Source organism: Pseudomonas sp. MBLB4123 (assembly GCF_051904775.1).
GTDB lineage: Bacteria > Pseudomonadota > Gammaproteobacteria > Pseudomonadales > Pseudomonadaceae > Aquipseudomonas > Aquipseudomonas benzenivorans_B.
The window spans coordinates 3,937,841-3,955,489 of the sequence record NZ_CP196711.1 but is presented as its reverse complement, the minus strand read 5'-3'; the positions used below and the strand labels follow the sequence as shown (position 1 = coordinate 3,955,489).

The following is a 17,649-nucleotide window of genomic DNA, read 5'->3' as shown; positions in this document are numbered from 1 at the left end:
TGCTACCCGGACCGGCAGCAGCTTTTGGGCTTGACGCGCAAAGCTCCCCGGAGGGGCCTATGAGCTATGTGATCGACCGGCGCCTGAGCGGCAAGAACAAGAGCACGGTAAACCGCCAGCGTTTCCTGCGGCGCTACCGAGAGCACATCAAGAAGGCGGTGGAGGAGGCTGTCAGCCGCCGCTCCATCACCGACATGGAACACGGCGAACAGATCAGCATTCCTGGCCGCGACATCGACGAGCCGGTGCTGCACCACGGCCGCGGTGGCCGCCAGACCATCGTCCACCCCGGCAACAAGGAATTCGTCGCCGGCGAGCACATCCCCCGACCGCCAGGCGGCGGTGGCGGCAAGGGCGGTGGCAAGGCCAGCAATACCGGCGAGGGAATGGATGAGTTCGTCTTCCAGATCACTCAGGAGGAGTTCCTCGACTTCATGTTCGAGGACCTGGAGCTGCCCAACCTGGTCAAGCGCCATCTGACCGGCGCCGACACCTTCAAGACCGTACGGGCCGGCATCAGCAATGTCGGCAATCCATCGCGGATCAATATCGTCCGCACCCTGCGTTCGGCCCATGCACGGCGCATCGCCCTGTCCGGCAGCAGCCGCAGCAAACTGCGCGAAGCGCTGGCCGAGCTGGAGCGCCTGAAGCGTGAAGAGCCCGACAACCTGGGCGACATCCAGGCCATGGAGGCGGAGATCGGCCATTTGCGCGCGCACATCGCCCGCCTGCCCTTCCTCGACACCTTCGACCTCAAGTACAACCTGCTGGTCAAGCAACCCAACCCCAGCTCCAAGGCGGTGATGTTCTGCCTGATGGATGTCTCCGGCTCCATGACCCAGGCGACCAAGGATATCGCCAAGCGTTTCTTCATCCTGCTCTACCTGTTCCTCAAGCGCAGCTACGACAAGATCGACGTGGTGTTCATTCGCCACCACACCAGCGCCAAGGAGGTCGACGAGGAAGAGTTCTTCTACTCCCGCGAGACCGGCGGCACCATCGTTTCCAGCGCCCTCAAGCTGATGCAGGAAATCATGGCCGAGCGCTACCCGATCAACGAGTGGAATATCTACGGTGCCCAGGCGTCGGACGGCGACAACTGGAACGACGACTCGCCGATCTGTCGCGATATCCTGATGAAACAGATCATGCCGTTCGTGCAGTACTTCACCTACGTCGAGATCACCCCGCGCGAGCACCAGGCCCTGTGGTTCGAGTACGAACAGGTGCGTGAGAGTTTCGAGGATACCTTCGCCCAGCAACAACTGGTTTCGGCGACGGATATCTACCCGGTGTTCCGCGAACTGTTCCAGCGGAGGCTCGTGACATGACCAGTTATGACGGCGCAGCCCGCAGCAGCACAAAGAGACGCGAACCTATCGCCACCGGCTCGGAGTGGACCTTCGAGTTGATCCGCGCCTATGACCGCGAGATCGGCCGCCTCGCCGAGCGCTATGCGCTGGACACCTACCCCAACCAGATCGAGGTCATCACCGCCGAGCAAATGATGGACGCCTACGCCTCGGTGGGCATGCCGCTGGGCTACCACCACTGGTCCTATGGCAAGCACTTCCTCAGCACCGAGAAGAACTACAAACGCGGCCAGATGGGCCTGGCCTACGAGATCGTGATCAACTCCGATCCGTGCATCGCCTACCTGATGGAAGAGAACACCATGTGCATGCAGGCCCTGGTGATCGCCCACGCCTGCTACGGACACAACAGCTTCTTCAAGGGCAACTACCTGTTCCGCACCTGGACGGACGCCAGCTCGATCATCGACTACCTGGTGTTCGCCAAGCAGTACATTACCCAGTGCGAAGAGCGCCATGGCATCGACGCGGTGGAAGACCTGCTCGACTCCTGCCACGCCCTGATGAACTACGGTGTCGACCGTTACAAGCGCCCCTACCCGATCTCCGCCGAGGAGGAACGGCGGCGCCAGAAAGAGCGCGAAGAACACCTGCAGAAACAGATCAACGACCTGTGGCGCACCATCCCCAAAGGCGCCAGCAAGGACGACGAGAAGGAAAGCACGCGTTTCCCCGCCGAGCCCCAGGAAAACATCCTGTACTTCCTGGAGAAGCACGCACCGTTGCTGGAGCCCTGGCAGCGCGAGGTGATCCGCATCGTGCGCAAGATCGCCCAGTACTTCTATCCGCAGCGCCAGACCCAGGTCATGAACGAAGGCTGGGCCACCTTCTGGCACTACACCCTGATGAACGACCTATACGACGAAGGCCTGATTACCGATGGCTTCATCCTGGAGTTCCTGCAGTCGCACACCAGCGTGATCTACCAGCCGCCATTCGACAGCCCTTACTACAGCGGCATCAACCCCTATACCCTGGGGTTCGCCATGTACCGCGACATCCGCCGGATCTGCGAGGAACCTACCGAGGAGGACCGCCGCTGGTTCCCCGACATCGCCGGCAGCGACTGGCTCAGCACCCTGAAATTCGCCATGAAGAGCTTCAAGGACGAGAGCTTCATCCTGCAGTACCTGTCGCCCAAGGTGATCCGCGACCTCAAGTTGTTCAGCGTCCTCGACGACGACCAGAAAGACGAACTGGTGGTGCCGGCCATTCATGACGAAGCGGGCTATCGCATCATCCGCGAGACCCTGGCCGCGCAGTACAACCTCGGCAACCGCGAGCCCAATGTACAGATCTGGAACATCGACCGGCGCGGCGACCGCTCGCTGACCCTGCGCCATCAGCAGCATGACCGCAAGCCGCTGGGCAGCTCGACCGAAGAGGTGATGAAGCACCTGCACCGCCTATGGGGCTTCGATATCCATCTGGAAACCCTGCAAGGCGACCAGTTGATCGAGACCCACCACGTCCCCCCCAAGGGCGAATCCGAACAGGAGGGCGAGTACCCGCGCCTCGACCTGATCATTCCGCCGATCTGATCGACCACATCGCCGCCCTGACCGGGCGGCGTCTTGCGCTTCGTCCTCGACAATAAGTCTTTCCCCTGCCAAGGCCGCAACCGCTATCCTCTGCGCCAACGGAGGTGGTCATGCAGATATACAAGGTGGGTGGTGCTGTACGCGACCGCCTGTTGGGGCGGGCGGTCGAGGAGACCGACTGGGTCGTGGTCGGTGCGACCGCCGAACAACTGCTGGCCCAGGGGTTCCGCCCGGTGGGCGCGGACTTTCCGGTGTTCCTGCACCCCGAGACCGGCGAGGAGTACGCCCTGGCACGCACCGAACGCAAGAGCGGACGCGGCTATGGCGGCTTCACCTTCTACGCCAGCCCGGATGTCAGCCTCGAAGAGGACCTGATCCGCCGCGACCTGACGGTCAACGCCATGGCCGAGGACGACCAGGGCCGGCTGATCGACCCCTATGGCGGGCAGCGCGACCTCGCCGCCCGCATCCTGCGCCATGTTTCCCCCGCCTTCGCCGAAGACCCGCTGCGAGTGCTGCGGGTCGCCCGCTTCGCCGCCCGCTATGCGCCCGATGGTTTCAGCGTGGCCGCCGAGACCCTGGAGCTGATGCGTCAACTCAGCGAGTCGGGCGAACTGGCGGCGCTCACCCCCGAGCGCAGCTGGAAGGAGATATCCCGCGCCCTGCTCGAGCCGCGCCCCGACGTGTTCGTGCAGGTGCTACGCGATTGCGGCGCCCTCCAGGCCCTGCTGCCGGAGGTCGACGCCCTGTTCGGCGTCCCACAACCGGCGGCCCACCATCCGGAGATCGACACCGGCGTGCATGTCCTCGGCGTACTGCGCCAGTGCGCCGAGCACCGACAGCCGCTGACGGTGCGCTGGGCCTGCCTGCTGCATGACGTCGGCAAGGGTTTGACCCCGCAAGCCCAGTGGCCGCGGCATATCGCCCACGAACAACGGGGCATGCCCGCCATCCAGGCGATCAACCAGCGCAGCAAGGCGCCGAAAGACTGCCAGGAGCTGGCCCTGCTGGTCGGCGAATTCCACAGCCACGGCCATCGCGCCCTGGAACTGAAGGCCACAACCCTGCTGGAGCTGCTGCAGCGTTTCGACGTCTATCGGCGCCCACAACGCTTCGAGGAGTTCATCGCCGCCTGCGAAATGGACGCCCGCGGCCGCAGTGGCCTGGAACACCGCGACTACCCGCAGGCCGGTTACCTGCGCGGCGCCATGCAGGCGGTCCGTGCGGTCGCCGTGCAACCGCTACTGGAGCAGGGATTCAAGGGGCCCGAACTGGGCGAAGCCTTGAAAAAGGAGCGCCTGCAGGCGCTCAAGACCTACAAGGCGCACAACGCGCCCTAACTTAGATCGCGCGCACTCGGCGGCGGGAAGGCCTGCAGCAGGGCTGGCGGGGTCAGCTCGCGTCCTTGCCACCGAAAGGGCACCGGCCACAGCTGCTGCTCGATCCGCGCCGCCTGCCACAGCTCGGCGAAGCAACGCCGCGCCCCCGGATGCACCTCTTCCGGCGCCAGCAGCGCCAGAGGCCAGAGCACGAAGGCGTTCTTGAGAATTTCCGCGCGCGGCAGCACCAGGCCGTCGAAGTTGCCGACCCGGTCGCCATACAGCAGCACATCGATATCCAGCGGCAGGCCCTTGCGCTCCGGCGCGTAGCGCCCGTTATCCGCCTCGATGAACTTCAGGCGCCGGTCCAGCTCCCCCAGCGGCAACGCGCTATAGCCGGCCACCACCAGATTGAAGAAGGGGCCGCTCTTGATCCCCACCGCATGGCTCTCGAATACCGGCGAGCAGCGCATGCCGCCGAGCAGGCCGGCCAGCGCGTCGAGCCCCGCATGCAGATGAGCCTCGCGCTCGATATTGCTACCGAGACCGAGGAATACCGGGGTCAGCGACATCCGCGCTCGATCTCCACACCGACGCCGCCCGTGGCAGCGGGCACTGCGCCCGGCTTGGTCAGCTTGATGCGCAACCAGGGAATGTGGAACTCGGCCATCAGCAACTCGGCCAGGCGCTCGGCCAGGGTTTCCACCAGGATGAACTGCGACTCGCCGACATAGGTCTGGACCCGCGCGGCCACGGCGGCATAGTCGAGCGCCTTGCTCAGGTCGTCGCCCACCGCGGCGGGGCGATTGTCCCAGCCCAGGTACAGATCCAGACGCAAGCACTGGCGAATGGTGCGCTCCCAGTCGTAGGCACCGATCACCGTATCGACTTCCAGCCCTTCGATAAACACTATGTCCAAGCACACTCTCCACAACGCGGCATGACCGCAGCTCCACGCCGACCTTCCGCGCGGTACTGCTGCGCAGGACTATACGGCATTGATAGCGGACTCGAATGTCCATTTACGACTCAGATTGCAGCAACATCCAGCCTGGGTCGCCCCCAGTTCCTCGCCAGCGGGTCTATCGCACCGCCCTCGCTCGCTACCGGCCGTGGCGGTCTGTAGAATCGAGCCATTCCTCGACCTGGAACGGATACCATGTTTTGGCTGCTGGCGGTCCTCGCCTACCTGCTGGGCTCGCTGTCCTTCGCCATACTGCTCAGCCGCCTGGCCGGCGGACCGGATCCACGCGCCAGCGGTTCGGGCAACCCCGGCGCCACCAATATGCTGCGCGTGGCGGGGAAACGCCTGGCCGTGCTGACCCTGCTGGGCGACCTGCTCAAGGGCCTGTTGCCCGTGCTGATCGCCAAGCTGCTGGGCCTGGGCCTGCAGCAACAGGCCTGGATCGGCCTCGCGGCAGTGGTCGGCCACCTCTACCCCCTGTACTTTCGCTTCCGCGGCGGCAAGGGTGTCGCCACGTCCGCCGGCATGTTGCTGGGCCTCTACCCCCCCGCCGCGCTCCTCGCCATCGCTGCCTGGCTGCTGACCTTCCTGCTGACCCGCACCAGTTCGTTGGCGGCGCTGATCGCCACGCCCCTGACCCTGCCCCTGCTGGCCTGGCAGCAGCCTGCTGCGCTACTGCCGGTGAGCGTATTGACCGGGCTGGTCGTCTGGCGTCACCGCGGCAATCTACGCGACCTGCTGGCAGGTCGGGAGCGGCATTTCTAACGCGATGCCCAGCGCGGCTTCCTCCGACGCTACCGGCCCGCGCCTTACAGTGCGGGCAATTGCTCCATCGGCCAGCGCGCCTGCACCGCGATGCCCAGCCCCTCGCGCTGCCCGGCCTTGAGGCGCTGGCAGCCGGCGTAGGCGATCATCGCCCCGTTGTCGGTGCAGAAGGCCGGCCGGGCATAGAACACCTGGCCCTTCAGCGCCCCCAGCATCGCCTCCAAGGACTCACGCAAAGCCTTGTTGGCACTGACGCCACCGGCGATCACCAGACTGTTCAGGCCCGTCTGTTTGAGCGCCCGACGGCACTTGATGGTGAGGGTCTCGACCACCGCCTGCTGGAACGCCAGGGCGATATCGCAACGGGTCTGCTCGCCGTCGTCACCCGCCTCGCGGCACTGCTGCCAGGTATTCAGGGTGAAGGTCTTCAGACCGCTGAAGCTGAAGTCCAGTCCTGGGCGATCGGTCATGGGCCGGGGAAACACGAAGCGTCCGGGCGTGCCCAGCTCGGCCAGGCGGGCAATCTCCGGCCCGCCCGGGTAGCGCAGGCCCATCAGCTTGGCCGTCTTGTCGAAGGCCTCGCCGGCCGCATCGTCGAGGGACTCGCCCAGCAACTGGTACTGGCCGATACCGTCGACCCGCACCAGCTGGGTATGGCCGCCGGACACCAGCAAGGCGACGAAGGGGAAGCTCGGCGGCTGCGCCTCCAGCATCGGCGCCAACAGGTGCCCCTCCATATGATGCACACCGAGCGCCGGGACGCCCCAGGCGAACGCCAGGGCCCGGGCGCAGGAGGCACCGACCAACAGCGCCCCGACCAGACCGGGCCCGGCGGTGTAGGCGATCGCATCGATCGCCGCGGCCGTGCAGTTGGCCTCGGCCAGCACTTCGCGAATCAGCGGCAGCATGCGCTTGACGTGGTCGCGCGAGGCCAGCTCCGGCACCACACCGCCATAAACGCGGTGCAGGTCGATCTGACTGAACAGCGCATCCGCCAGCAGGCCGCGCTCGCTGTCGTAGAGCGCGACACCGGTCTCGTCGCAGGAGGTTTCCAATCCCAGTACCAGCATGGGCAGCGCCTTGATATGAGGTGGCATATATTCGAAGGCGCGCATAATAATAGGCAGGCGCGGAGGCCGACCAGCGCTTTTCGATCAGAGGCTTTGCATTCCCGGCGGCGAGACGGTAACATCCGCAACCCTTAAAAACCTACGTCCTCCCGCGCCATTTGCCAGGAGTGCGTGACCCCCGGTAATAAAGAAGGTAGCCCTGGATGCCAGCCGTCAAAGTTAAAGAGAACGAACCCTTCGACGTAGCTCTGCGTCGTTTCAAGCGCTCCTGCGAAAAAGCCGGCATTCTGGCTGAAGTTCGTAGCCGCGAATTCTACGAGAAGCCGACCGCAGAGCGTAAGCGCAAGGCCGCTGCCGCTGTTAAGCGTCACGCCAAGAAAGTACAGCGCGAACAGCGCCGCAGCGTGCGCCTGTACTAATCAGTACGGACCGCCTCGCAGCAGTCAGCAGCGCCCGGCTTTCGCCGGGCTTTGCATTTATGGCCCCACACTCCGCTTCGCCGACCGGCGAATGGCCGGAGTTTTTTCGTCTCCTCTGCACATCTGTCCAGCCACCCCACACGGCAGTATTCTGAGCGCCTATGGCCGGCCTGATCCCGCAGTCTTTCATCGATGACCTGCTCAACCGCACCGACATCGTCGAGGTGGTCAGCGCACGCATTCAGCTGAAAAAAGCCGGCAAGAACTACACCGCCTGCTGCCCCTTCCACAAGGAAAAGACCCCCTCCTTCAGCGTCAGTCCGGACAAGCAGTTCTACTACTGCTTCGGCTGCGGCGCCGGCGGCAACGCCCTCGGCTTCGTCATGGACCACGACCAGCTGGAGTTCCCCCAGGCCGTCGAGGACCTGGCCAAGCGCGCCGGCATGGAGGTCCCCCGCGAAGAAGGCGGACGCGGCGGCAAGCCCAGACAACCCACCGACTCGCCGCTCTACCCGCTACTGGCAGCGGCCGCCGAGTTCTACCGCCAGGCCCTGAAAAGCCACCCGCAGCGCCGCGCCGCGGTGGAGTACCTCAAAGGCCGCGGCCTGTCCGGCGAGATCGCCCGCGACTTCGGCCTGGGCTTCGCCCCACCGGGCTGGGACAACCTGCTCAAGCACCTGGCCGGCGACAGCCTGCAGCAGAAGGCCATGATCGACGCCGGCCTGCTGGTGGAGAACGCCGACAGCGGTAAACGCTACGACCGCTTCCGCGACCGGGTCATCTTCCCGATCCGCGACAGCCGCGGCCGGGTGATCGCCTTCGGCGGCAGGGTACTGGGCGACGACAAACCCAAGTACCTGAACTCGCCGGAAACCCCGGTTTTCCACAAGGGCCAGGAGCTCTACGGCCTGTACGAGGCACGCAAGAGCAATCGCGACCTCGACGAGATCATGGTGGTCGAAGGCTATATGGACGTCATCGCCCTCGCCCAGCAGGGCCTGCGCAATGCCGTCGCCACCCTCGGCACCGCCACCAGCGAAGAGCACCTCAAACGCCTGTTCCGCCTGGTACCCAGCGTGCTGTTCTGCTTCGACGGCGACCAGGCTGGACGCAATGCCGCCTGGCGCGCCCTGGAAGCCTGCCTGCCCAACCTGCAGGACGGTCGCCGCGCGCGCTTCCTCTTCCTCCCCGAAGGCGAGGACCCGGACACCCTGGTGCGCAGCGAAGGCACCGACGCCTTCCGCGCACGCATCGCCCAGCAGGCCCAACCCCTGGCCGACTACTTCTTCCAGCAACTCGGCGAAGAGGCCGATCCGCGCTCCCTGGAAGGCAAGGCTCACCTGGCGACCCTGGCCGCCCCACTGATCGACAAGATTCCCGGCAACAACCTGCGCACCCTGATGCGCCAGCGCCTCGCCGAACTCACCGGCCTCAGCGGCCAACCCCCGAGCCCGACGCCAGCGGCCGCCCCGAGCCCAGGCCCCAGCGACTACCCGGACTATTCGGACCTTCCCGACAGCGCCTACCACGACGCCCCCCCCGACTACGAGGAGTACGCCCGCCCGGCACCGAGTCTCGAGCGCAGCCACAAGGGCAAGGGGGAATGGAAGAAAGACGGCAAGAAATGGCACAAGCAGGGCCGCGGCGGCGACCAGCCCCGCGCACCGCGCACTGCCGTCAGCGTCGAATCGCCGCACCTGAGCGCCCTGCGCACCCTGCTGCACCACCCCGAACTGGCCCAGAAGGTCGAGGACGTCAGCCACTTCGCCGGCGAGGACGACACCTATGCACAGCTGCTGGTGGCCTTGCTCGGCGCCCTGCAGAAGAGCCCGAAACTGCGCTCGCTGCAACTGATCGCACGCTGGCACGGCACCGAACAGGGCCGTCTACTTCGGGCTCTGGCAGAGAAGGAATGGCTGATCTCGGCAGACAACCTTGAACAACAGTTTTTCGACACTATAACTACCTTAGTAGCCCGCCAGCGCGAGCGCAGCCTGGAACATTTGCTGCGCAAAGCCCGTCAAAGTGAATTGAGCGCAGAGGAAAAAGACCAGCTGCGCAACCTGCTGAGCCGCAACGCACCACCGGTAGCCCCGAGCCCAACTGGCGCTTGAGGCGCTTACTCGGGTATAATCCTCGGCTTGTTTTCAGCCCGCCAAGACCTTCAGTGGATAGGGTGTTATGTCCGTAAAAGCGCAACAGCAATCTCGTTTGAAAGAATTGATCAGCCGCGGTCGTGAGCAGGGTTACCTGACTTACGCGGAGGTCAATGACCACCTGCCGGAGGATATTTCCGATCCGGAACAGGTGGAAGACATCATCCGCATGATCAACGACATGGGGATCAACGTATTCGAGAGCGCTCCGGATGCGGACGCCCTGTTGTTGGCCGAAGCCGACACCGACGAAGCCGCCGCCGAAGAGGCCGCCGCTGCCCTCGCCGCCGTTGAAACCGATATCGGCCGCACCACCGACCCGGTGCGCATGTACATGCGCGAAATGGGCACAGTGGAACTGCTGACCCGCGAAGGCGAGATCGAGATCGCCAAACGCATCGAGGAAGGCATCCGCGAAGTCATGAGCGCCATCGCTCACTTCCCGGGCACAGTCGACAGCATCCTCGCCGAATACAACCGTGTAACCACCGAGGGCGGCCGCCTGGTCGAAGTGCTCAACGGCTACATCGATCCGGACGACGGCAGCGTTCCCGCCGAGGCTGCGGCCCCCGTGCCCGCCAAGGACAGCGCCGCTGCCGACGACAGCGACGACGACGATGACAGCGACGACGATAGCGGCGACGACGAGGACGAAGGCGATGGCGGCCCGGATCCGGAAGAAGCCCTGCGCCGCTTCACCGCAGTCGCCGAGCAGCTGGAGAAAGCCAACAAGGCCCTGAAGAAGCACGGCCGAGGCAGCCAGCAGGCCAGCGACGAGCTGAGGGAGCTGGCCGATCTGTTCATGCCGATCAAGCTGGTGCCCAAGCAATACGATGCCCTGGTCGACCACGTGCGCAGCGCCCTGGAGCGCCTGCGCGCCCAGGAGCGGGCCATCATGCAGCTGTGCGTGCGCGATGCGCGCATGCCGCGCGCCGACTTCCTGCGCCTGTTCCCCGGCAACGAGGTCGACCCGACCTGGGCCGAACAGCTGGCCAAGGGCAAGGCCAAGTACGCCGAGGCCATCGGCAACCTGCAGGGCGATATCCAGCGCTGCCAGCAGAAACTGGTCGACCTGGAAGCCGAGTGCGACCTGACCCTGGCCGAAATCAAGGACATCAACCGGCGCATGTCGATCGGCGAGGCCAAGGCCCGCCGGGCGAAGAAGGAGATGGTCGAGGCCAACCTGCGCCTGGTGATCTCCATCGCCAAGAAGTACACCAACCGCGGCCTGCAGTTCCTCGACCTGATCCAGGAAGGCAACATCGGCCTGATGAAGGCGGTGGACAAGTTCGAATACCGTCGCGGCTACAAGTTCTCGACCTACGCCACCTGGTGGATCCGCCAGGCGATCACCCGCTCGATCGCCGACCAGGCACGCACCATCCGCATCCCGGTGCACATGATCGAGACGATCAACAAGCTCAACCGTATCTCCCGGCAGATGCTCCAGGAGATGGGCCGCGAACCGACCCCGGAAGAGCTCGGCGAACGCATGGAAATGCCCGAGGACAAGATCCGCAAGGTGCTGAAGATCGCCAAGGAACCGATCTCCATGGAGACGCCGATCGGCGACGACGAAGACTCGCACCTGGGCGACTTCATCGAGGACTCGACCATGCAATCGCCGATCGACGTGGCGACCGTGGAAAGCCTCAAGGAAGCCACCCGCGAAGTGCTAGCCGGACTCACCGCCCGCGAGGCCAAGGTCCTGCGCATGCGCTTCGGCATCGACATGAACACCGACCACACCCTCGAGGAAGTCGGCAAGCAGTTCGATGTCACCCGCGAGCGGATCCGCCAGATCGAGGCCAAGGCGTTGCGCAAGCTGCGCCACCCGACGCGCAGCGAGCACCTGCGCTCCTTCCTCGACGAGTAACAACAGAACCCCCGGCCCAGGCCGGGGGTTTTGCTTTACGCCGCACGCCACCACCAGGTCAACCCACCCCTCCCGCAAGCAAACAGCCCCCGGCAATTTCTCTAGCGGCGTCATTCAGTTGGCGCTGCCGTATAGGCCCCGGTATAATCCGCCGGCCTTCTGGGGGCCTATAGCTCAGTTGGTTAGAGCAGAGGACTCATAATCCTTTGGTCCACGGTTCGAGTCCGTGTGGGCCCACCATCCAACGCAAAGATTCAGGCCGGCCTCCACACCGGCCTTTTTCTTTTCTGCGGGAAAGTTCGGGCCGGCTCGTGCCGCCTTGCCGCTGGGGCCGGACGCCGCCCATAATCGTTCGCTTCTCCCTGCCGGACCTCCCAGCCATGGCGATCTCCCGCGACGATCTCGACCAGCACGGCCTGATCATCGGCGCCTCCCCGGAGCGTTTCCGCGCCCTGGCCATGCCGTTGCTGTTCGATCACCTGAACGCCCAGTGCGAGGGCACCATCGCAGTCAATCGCCAGGCACGCATCGTCTGGATCAACGACAAGTACGCGGAAAAGATCGGCATCGACGACCCGCGCAGCGTGCTGGGCAAGGAGGTCGAGCAGGTGCTGCCGGCCAGTCGCCTGCGCGAGGTGGTGGAGAGCGGCCTGCCGAGCATGCTCGACCTGATGGCCTTCGGCGACGAGCACTTCGTGGTCACCCGCATCCCCCTGCGCGACGCGGACGGCACCCTGGTCGGCGCCCTGGGCTTCGTGCTGTTCGACCGTGCGCGCCATCTCAGGCCGCTGATGGCCAAGTACAACGGCCTGCAGAGCCAGCTGCTGGCGACCCAGCAGGAGCTGGCCAAGGCGCGCCGCGCCCGCTACACCATCGCCGGCTTCGTCGGCGCCAGCGCGGCGGCGGCCGAGGTCAAGCGCCAGGCCCGCCGCGCCGCGCAGCTGGACGCCACGGTGCTGCTGCGCGGCGAGACCGGCACCGGCAAGGAACTGCTGGCCCAGGGCATCCACAACCTGTCGCCGCGGGCCAACGGCCCCTTCGTCGCGGTCAACGTCGCCGCCATTCCCGAGACCCTGGTGGAGGCCGAGCTGTTCGGCACCGCTCCGGGGGCCTTCACCGGCGCCGAGCGCAAGGCGCGCCAGGGCAAGTTCGAGCTGGCCAACGGCGGCACCCTGTTCCTCGACGAGATCGGCGACCTGCCGCTGGCCTTGCAGGCCAAGCTGCTGCGGGTGCTGCAGGAACAGGAGATCGAGCCGCTCGGTTCCAACCAGGTCAGGGCGCTGAACGTGCGGGTGATCGCCGCCACCCATATCGACCTGGAGGCACGGGTCGCCGCCGGCCAGTTCCGCGACGACCTCTACTACCGCCTCAACGTCCTGGCCCTGCGCCTGCCGCCGCTGCGCGAGCGCCGCGAGGACATCCCGGCGCTGGTCGAGCACCTGCTCGACGACATCGCCAACCGCTCCGCCCAGGCGCCCATGGAGCCCGCCGCGGACGCCCTGGCCCTGCTCGCCGCCCAGCCCTGGAGCGGCAACGTGCGCGAGCTGCGCAACCTGCTCGAACGGGCCCAGCTCGACGCCGAGGACGGCCTGCTCGATGCGGCGCGCCTGGGCGCCCTGCTGGGGCAGCCGCCGAGCGCCGCCGCGCCGGCTCCGGCGAGCGCGCCGCCCCCGGCCGCCGAGATCGAGCCGCTGGCGCAGAGCCTGGCCGCCGCCGAGCGCAGCGCCATCGAACGCGCCCTGAGCGCCAGCGGCGGCAACCGCCGGCTGGCGGCCGCGCGCCTGGGCATTTCCCGCGCCGGCCTGTACGCCAAGCTGGCGCAGCATGGGCTGGGCCGGCGCGATTGAGGCCCCGCGAGTCCAGTATTCTGGAATAAAGCCCCAGGGGAACTCCAGAATTTTGGACAAATTCCAGAATTCTGGACAGCCAGGCACCCGGACGCGCCGCCCAAAGGACTCCGTCAATCCCGCCGAGAGGGCCATTGCAGAGCGGTTCGGCGACATTCGACGCGAGCCGCCATCGCACCTGGCACGACTCTGGCTCTATAGCCGCTAAAGGCGCACTGCTCGCATCGTGCCTTGCCACCCAACGGCCACGCGCCGCTAGAACAACAACAAAAGGAATCACCCATGGGAACCCTAGGTATCCTCATTTCCCTCGCCCTGCTGATGTACCTGGCCTACCGCGGCCTCAACGTGCTGATCCTCGCCCCGCTGCTGGCGCTGCTGGCCCTGCTGTTCGCCGGCGACATCGCCCTGCTGCTGCCCACCTACACCCAGGTGTTCATGAAGGCCATGGGCGGCTACGTCATCCAGTTCTTCCCGCTGTTCCTGCTCGGCGCGCTGTTCGGCAAGCTGATGGACGACTCCGGCTCGGCCCGCGCCATCGCCCACGGCATAGTCGCCAAGGTCGGCAGCCAGCGGGCCATCCTCGCCATAGTGCTGGCCTGCGGCATCCTCACCTACGGCGGGGTGTCGCTGTTCGTGGTGGCCTTCGCCGTGTACCCGATCGGCGCCGCGCTGTTCCGCGAGGCAGGCATCCCCAAGCGCCTGATCCCCGGCGCCATCGCCCTGGGTTCCTTCACCTTCACCATGACCGCGCTGCCCGGCACCCCGGCGATCCAGAACGCCATCCCCAACCCCTTCTTCGGCACCGACGCCTTCGCCGCGCCGGGCCTGGGGCTGATCGCCGGGCTGATCATGTTCGCCCTCGGCAGCTGGTGGCTGAGCGCCCAGGCGCGCAAGCTGATGGCCGCCGGCGAGGGCTACGGCGCGCACGCCGACGAAGCCGTGACGCAGGACAGGGGCGCCATCCCCGGCTTCTGGCTGGCGCTGCTGCCGATCCTGCTGGTGATAGCCCTGAACTTCGTCATGGCCAAGCAGGTGCTGCCGCACATCGACGCTAGCTTCCTGGCCAAGCCGGAGTACGGCGGCCTGCAGGATGCCAAGTCGCTGATCGGCATCTGGTCGATCATCGTCGCCCTGTCGGCCGCCATCCTGCTGCTGGTGGCGCTGCACTGGAAGCGCTGGCTGGACTTGAAGCAGAGCGTCAACGACGGCGCCTTCGGCTCCATGCTGCCGATCCTCAACACCGCCGCCGAGGTGGGCTACGGCACGGTGATCGCCTCGCTGGCCGGCTTCGTGGTGATCCGCGACCTGGTGCTGGGGGTGTCGAGCAACCCGCTGGTGTCCGAGGCGGTGGCGGTGAACATCCTCGCCGGCATCACCGGCTCGGCCTCCGGCGGCATGTCCATCGCCCTGAAGACTCTCGGCGAGCAGTACCTGACCCTGGCCACCGCCGCCGGCATCAGCCCCGAGCTGCTGCACCGGGTCGCCGCCATGGCCTCGGGCTGCATGGACACCCTGCCGCACAACGGCGCGGTGATCTCGCTGCTGGCGATCTGCAAGCTCAGCCACCGCGAGTCCTACAAGTTCATCTTCGTCAACACCGTGGCCTTCCCCATGGTCGCCCTGGTGGTGGTCATCACCCTGGGCACCCTGTTCGGCAGTTTCTGAGGTTCGTGCAATGAGCAAGATCATGAGCGCCGCCGAGGCGGTGGCGCGCATCCCCGACCGGGCCAACCTGGCCAGCGGCGGCTTCGTCGGCATCGGCTTCGCCGAGCAGGTCGCCATCGCCCTGGAGCGGCGCTTCCTGGCCGAGCAGGCGCCGCGCGACCTCACCCTGGTGTATGCCGCCGGCCAGGGCGACGGCCGCGGCCGCGGCCTCGACCACCTGGCCCACGAGGGCCTGGTGCGGCGGGTGATCGGCGGCCACTGGGGGCTGGTGCCGGGGCTGCAGCGGCTGGCGGTGGACGACCGCATCGAGGCCTACAACCTGCCCCAGGGGGTGATCTCCCAGCTGTTTCGCGACATCGCCGCGGGCAAACCGGGGCAGCTGTCGCGGGTCGGCCTGGGCACCTTCGTCGACCCGCAGTTCGGCGGCGGCAAGCTCAATGCTTGCACCACCGCCGAGCTGGTGCGGCGCCTACCCATCGACGGCGAGGACTACCTGTTCTACCCGACCTTCCCCATCGATGTCGCCATCATCCGCGCCACCAGCAGCGACCCCGACGGCAACCTCAGCTTCGAGCGCGAGGCGCTGACCATCGAGAGCCTGGCCATCGCCATGGCCGCGCACAACAGCGGCGGCCTGGTGATCGCCCAGGTCGAGCGCCTGGTCGAGCGCGGCTCGCTGAACGCCCGGGCGGTGAAGGTGCCCGGCATCCTGGTCGACTGCCTGGTGCTGGCCGAACCGGAGAACCACCAGCAGACCTTCGCCACCGCCTACAACCCGGCCTTCGCCGCCGAGACCCGGGTGCCGATGGACAGCCTGACGCCGCTGCCGCTGGACGTGCGCAAGCTGATCGCCCGCCGCGCCGCCCTGGAGCTGACGGCCGGCGCCGTGGTCAACCTCGGCATCGGCATGCCCGAGGGCGTGGCGGCGGTGGCCGCCGAGGAAGGGGTGATCGAGCGCCTGACCCTGACCGCCGAACCCGGGGTGATAGGCGGCGTTCCGGCCTCGGGGCTGGACTTCGGCGCGGCCAGCAACCACAGCGCACTGATCGATCAGCCCTACCAGTTCGACTTCTACGACGGCGGCGGCCTCGACCTGGCGGTGCTCGGCCTGGCCCAGGCCGACGCCACCGGCAACCTCAACGTGTCCCGGTTCGGTTCGCGCCTGGCCGGCGCCGGCGGCTTCATCAACATCAGCCAGAACGCCAAGCGCGTGGTGTTCGTCGGCACCTTCAGCGCCGGGCCCCAGGACATCCGCGTCGAGGACGGCCGCCTGCGCATCGTCGAGGACGGCCGGCTGCGCAAGTTCGTCGCCGAGGTGGAACAGCGCACCTTCGCCGGCCGCACCGCCGCCGAGCGCGGCCAGGCGGTGCTCTACGTCACCGAGCGCTGCGTGTTCGCCCTGACCCTGGGCGGCCTGGAGCTGGTCGAGATCGCCCCCGGCGTGGACTTGGAGCGCGACATCCTCGCGCGCATGGACTTCGCCCCCATAGTGCGGGCGCCCAGGTCGATGGACCCACGGCTGTTCCTGCCAGGGCGCCTGGGCCTGGAACAGTGCCTGTAAGCCTTGAGCGAAAGCGCGGGTCCGCCCCTTGGGCCCGCGCTCTTTTTCGCTTTCTCGGCTTGCCTCCGCCACGGCACGGCGCCGTTGGCCGCAGAGACAGGCGCTGCCATGCCCTCAGCGCCCGACGGCCTGCAGCAGGAAGTCGATGAACACCCGCACCCGCAGCGGCAGATGGCGGCCGCTGGGATAGATCAGGGAAAACGGCCGGCTGCAGCCGCCATGGTCCTGCAACACCTGCAGCAGCCGTCCGGCGCGCAGGTCCTCCGCGACGATGAAGCGCATCAGCTGGGTCAGCCCGGCTCCGCTGCGCGCCAGGGTGGCGCAGGCCAGCACGTCCTGGGCGCAGCAGTAGTCGCCCTGGGTGTAGCGCTCAACCTCGCGACCCTGCTCGCGGAACAGCCAGGGCACCGGGCGGCCGCTGCTGGGCAGGCGGAACTGGATGCACTGGTGCCCGTCCAGCTCCGCCGGGCTCTGCGGCGTACCGGCCTGGCGCAGGTAGTCCGGGTTGGCCACCACCACCAGCGGCGCGTCTTCCAGGGGCCGGGCGATCAGGCTGGAGTCGGCCTGGGCGCGGGCGCGGATGGCCAGGTCGAACGCCTCGCTGGTGAAGTCGACGTTGCGGTTGCTCAGCTCCACCTCGACACGCACCTGCGGGTAGCGGGCGCGGAAGGCCGGCAGCAGCGGCAGCACCCGGTAGTGACCGTAGGTGGTGGGCAGGCTGATGCGCAGCAGGCCGGCCGGCTCGCTCTGCCGGCCGCTGACCAGGCGCTCGGCCTCGCCGAGCTGGGCCAGGGCCTGGCGGCACTGCTGGAAGTAGTCGCTGCCCGCCTCGGTCAGGTTGACCCGGCGGGTGGTGCGGGTGAACAGGCGCACCCCCAGCCGCGCCTCCAGCCGCGCCACCGAGCGGCTGACCGCCGCCGGGGTGATTCCGGCCGCCTGGGCGGCGGCGGTGAAGCTGCCCAGCTCGGCCGCCAGGCAGAACAGCTCCATGCTGCCGAGCAGCACTCCGCCGAATTGTCGCTGCATGATTGATTACATCCTGTATCAGGTTAAATGCCAGGCCCGGTATTTATCGGATAGGCCGTCACAA

Annotated in this window: 14 protein-coding genes and 1 tRNA gene; 11 read left to right on the top strand and 4 right to left on the bottom strand. The window is 66.7% G+C overall.

Annotated features, from left to right (window positions below; all coding sequences use genetic code 11):
* The first annotated feature begins 59 nt into the window (after positions 1 to 59).
* The 3 genes from ACSX1C_RS18180 (at position 60) to ACSX1C_RS18170 (ending at position 4,254) form a co-directional block, all read left to right on the top strand.
* On the top strand, positions 60 to 1,331 hold the full coding sequence (locus ACSX1C_RS18180; RefSeq protein WP_439887326.1) for a YeaH/YhbH family protein: 1,272 nt from the start codon (positions 60 to 62) through the stop codon (positions 1,329 to 1,331).
* Positions 1,328 to 2,914 carry a SpoVR family protein gene (locus tag ACSX1C_RS18175; RefSeq protein WP_318643823.1) on the top strand — a complete coding sequence of 529 codons (1,587 nt, stop codon included), beginning with the start codon at positions 1,328 to 1,330 and terminating at the stop codon, positions 2,912 to 2,914. Before ACSX1C_RS18180 ends, ACSX1C_RS18175 begins: the two co-directional genes overlap by 4 nt.
* Positions 2,915 to 3,024: 110 nt before the next feature.
* A complete protein-coding gene (locus ACSX1C_RS18170) occupies positions 3,025 to 4,254 on the top strand; it encodes a multifunctional CCA addition/repair protein (protein WP_439887325.1) in 1,230 nt (409 codons plus the stop codon).
* Here the strand turns inward: ACSX1C_RS18170 and folK are convergent.
* Together folK and folB are read right to left on the bottom strand one after the other, a co-directional pair.
* Positions 4,251 to 4,805 (bottom strand): 2-amino-4-hydroxy-6-hydroxymethyldihydropteridine diphosphokinase, encoded by a 555-nt coding sequence (gene folK / locus ACSX1C_RS18165; RefSeq protein ID WP_439887324.1) that lies wholly within the window; start codon positions 4,803 to 4,805, stop codon positions 4,251 to 4,253. The genes ACSX1C_RS18170 and folK overlap by 4 nt on opposite strands.
* Entirely contained in the window at positions 4,796 to 5,152 is a 357-nt protein-coding gene (gene folB, locus ACSX1C_RS18160) for a dihydroneopterin aldolase (protein WP_439887323.1), read from the bottom strand. Before folB ends, folK begins: the two co-directional genes overlap by 10 nt.
* A gap of 240 nt (positions 5,153 to 5,392) precedes the next feature.
* Between folB and plsY the strand changes: the two genes are divergently transcribed.
* Positions 5,393 to 5,962: a glycerol-3-phosphate 1-O-acyltransferase PlsY gene (gene plsY / locus ACSX1C_RS18155; RefSeq protein ID WP_439887322.1), complete on the top strand. Its 570-nt coding sequence runs from the start codon at positions 5,393 to 5,395 to the stop codon at positions 5,960 to 5,962.
* Positions 5,963 to 6,006: 44 nt separating this feature from the next.
* On the opposite strand, the gene tsaD is transcribed toward plsY, so the two are convergent.
* Complete coding sequence (tsaD, locus tag ACSX1C_RS18150) at positions 6,007 to 7,032, bottom strand: tRNA (adenosine(37)-N6)-threonylcarbamoyltransferase complex transferase subunit TsaD (RefSeq protein ID WP_439887321.1); 1,026 nt, start codon at positions 7,030 to 7,032, stop codon at positions 6,007 to 6,009.
* Positions 7,033 to 7,235: 203 nt separating this feature from the next.
* Here tsaD and rpsU point away from each other — a divergent pair, with 203 nt between their 5' ends.
* From rpsU to ACSX1C_RS18115, 7 genes are all read left to right on the top strand, one after another.
* Positions 7,236 to 7,451: a 30S ribosomal protein S21 gene (gene rpsU, locus ACSX1C_RS18145; RefSeq protein WP_058068915.1), complete on the top strand. Its 216-nt coding sequence runs from the start codon at positions 7,236 to 7,238 to the stop codon at positions 7,449 to 7,451.
* A 161-nt stretch (positions 7,452 to 7,612) separates the two neighbouring features.
* Positions 7,613 to 9,565 (top strand): DNA primase, encoded by a 1,953-nt coding sequence (dnaG, locus tag ACSX1C_RS18140; RefSeq protein ID WP_439887320.1) that lies wholly within the window; start codon positions 7,613 to 7,615, stop codon positions 9,563 to 9,565.
* Between the two features lie 67 nt (positions 9,566 to 9,632).
* Complete coding sequence (gene rpoD, locus ACSX1C_RS18135) at positions 9,633 to 11,483, top strand: RNA polymerase sigma factor RpoD (RefSeq protein WP_318643830.1); 1,851 nt, start codon at positions 9,633 to 9,635, stop codon at positions 11,481 to 11,483.
* A 163-nt stretch (positions 11,484 to 11,646) separates the two neighbouring features.
* Positions 11,647 to 11,723: transfer RNA gene (locus ACSX1C_RS18130), tRNA-Ile, on the top strand.
* A gap of 140 nt (positions 11,724 to 11,863) precedes the next feature.
* Complete coding sequence (locus ACSX1C_RS18125) at positions 11,864 to 13,330, top strand: sigma-54 interaction domain-containing protein (RefSeq protein ID WP_439887319.1); 1,467 nt, start codon at positions 11,864 to 11,866, stop codon at positions 13,328 to 13,330.
* Between the two features lie 282 nt (positions 13,331 to 13,612).
* Positions 13,613 to 14,998 (top strand): GntP family permease, encoded by a 1,386-nt coding sequence (locus ACSX1C_RS18120; protein WP_439887318.1) that lies wholly within the window; start codon positions 13,613 to 13,615, stop codon positions 14,996 to 14,998.
* 10 nt (positions 14,999 to 15,008) lie between these two features.
* Positions 15,009 to 16,559 carry an acyl CoA:acetate/3-ketoacid CoA transferase gene (locus ACSX1C_RS18115; protein ID WP_439887317.1) on the top strand — a complete coding sequence of 517 codons (1,551 nt, stop codon included), beginning with the start codon at positions 15,009 to 15,011 and terminating at the stop codon, positions 16,557 to 16,559.
* A gap of 114 nt (positions 16,560 to 16,673) precedes the next feature.
* On the opposite strand, the gene ACSX1C_RS18110 is transcribed toward ACSX1C_RS18115, so the two are convergent.
* Positions 16,674 to 17,585: a LysR family transcriptional regulator gene (locus ACSX1C_RS18110; RefSeq protein WP_439887316.1), complete on the bottom strand. Its 912-nt coding sequence runs from the start codon at positions 17,583 to 17,585 to the stop codon at positions 16,674 to 16,676.
* Positions 17,586 to 17,649: the final 64 nt, after the last annotated feature.

What these genes read in the sequence shown, in the direction of transcription:
- rpsU (WP_058068915.1), top strand. Translation starts at nt 7,236, where the DNA reads ATGCCAGCCGTCAAAGTTAAAGAGAACGAACCCTTCGACGTAGCTCTG.
- ACSX1C_RS18170 (WP_439887325.1), top strand. Translation starts at nt 3,025, where the DNA reads ATGCAGATATACAAGGTGGGTGGTGCTGTACGCGACCGCCTGTTGGGG.
- ACSX1C_RS18125 (WP_439887319.1), top strand. Translation starts at nt 11,864, where the DNA reads ATGGCGATCTCCCGCGACGATCTCGACCAGCACGGCCTGATCATCGGC.
- tsaD (WP_439887321.1), bottom strand. Translation starts at nt 7,032, where the DNA reads ATGCTGGTACTGGGATTGGAAACCTCCTGCGACGAGACCGGTGTCGCG.
- plsY (WP_439887322.1), top strand. Translation starts at nt 5,393, where the DNA reads ATGTTTTGGCTGCTGGCGGTCCTCGCCTACCTGCTGGGCTCGCTGTCC.
- folK (WP_439887324.1), bottom strand. Translation starts at nt 4,805, where the DNA reads ATGTCGCTGACCCCGGTATTCCTCGGTCTCGGTAGCAATATCGAGCGC.
- ACSX1C_RS18115 (WP_439887317.1), top strand. Translation starts at nt 15,009, where the DNA reads ATGAGCAAGATCATGAGCGCCGCCGAGGCGGTGGCGCGCATCCCCGAC.
- ACSX1C_RS18180 (WP_439887326.1), top strand. Translation starts at nt 60, where the DNA reads ATGAGCTATGTGATCGACCGGCGCCTGAGCGGCAAGAACAAGAGCACG.
- ACSX1C_RS18110 (WP_439887316.1), bottom strand. Translation starts at nt 17,585, where the DNA reads ATGCAGCGACAATTCGGCGGAGTGCTGCTCGGCAGCATGGAGCTGTTC.
- rpoD (WP_318643830.1), top strand. Translation starts at nt 9,633, where the DNA reads ATGTCCGTAAAAGCGCAACAGCAATCTCGTTTGAAAGAATTGATCAGC.
- ACSX1C_RS18175 (WP_318643823.1), top strand. Translation starts at nt 1,328, where the DNA reads ATGACCAGTTATGACGGCGCAGCCCGCAGCAGCACAAAGAGACGCGAA.
- ACSX1C_RS18120 (WP_439887318.1), top strand. Translation starts at nt 13,613, where the DNA reads ATGGGAACCCTAGGTATCCTCATTTCCCTCGCCCTGCTGATGTACCTG.
- dnaG (WP_439887320.1), top strand. Translation starts at nt 7,613, where the DNA reads ATGGCCGGCCTGATCCCGCAGTCTTTCATCGATGACCTGCTCAACCGC.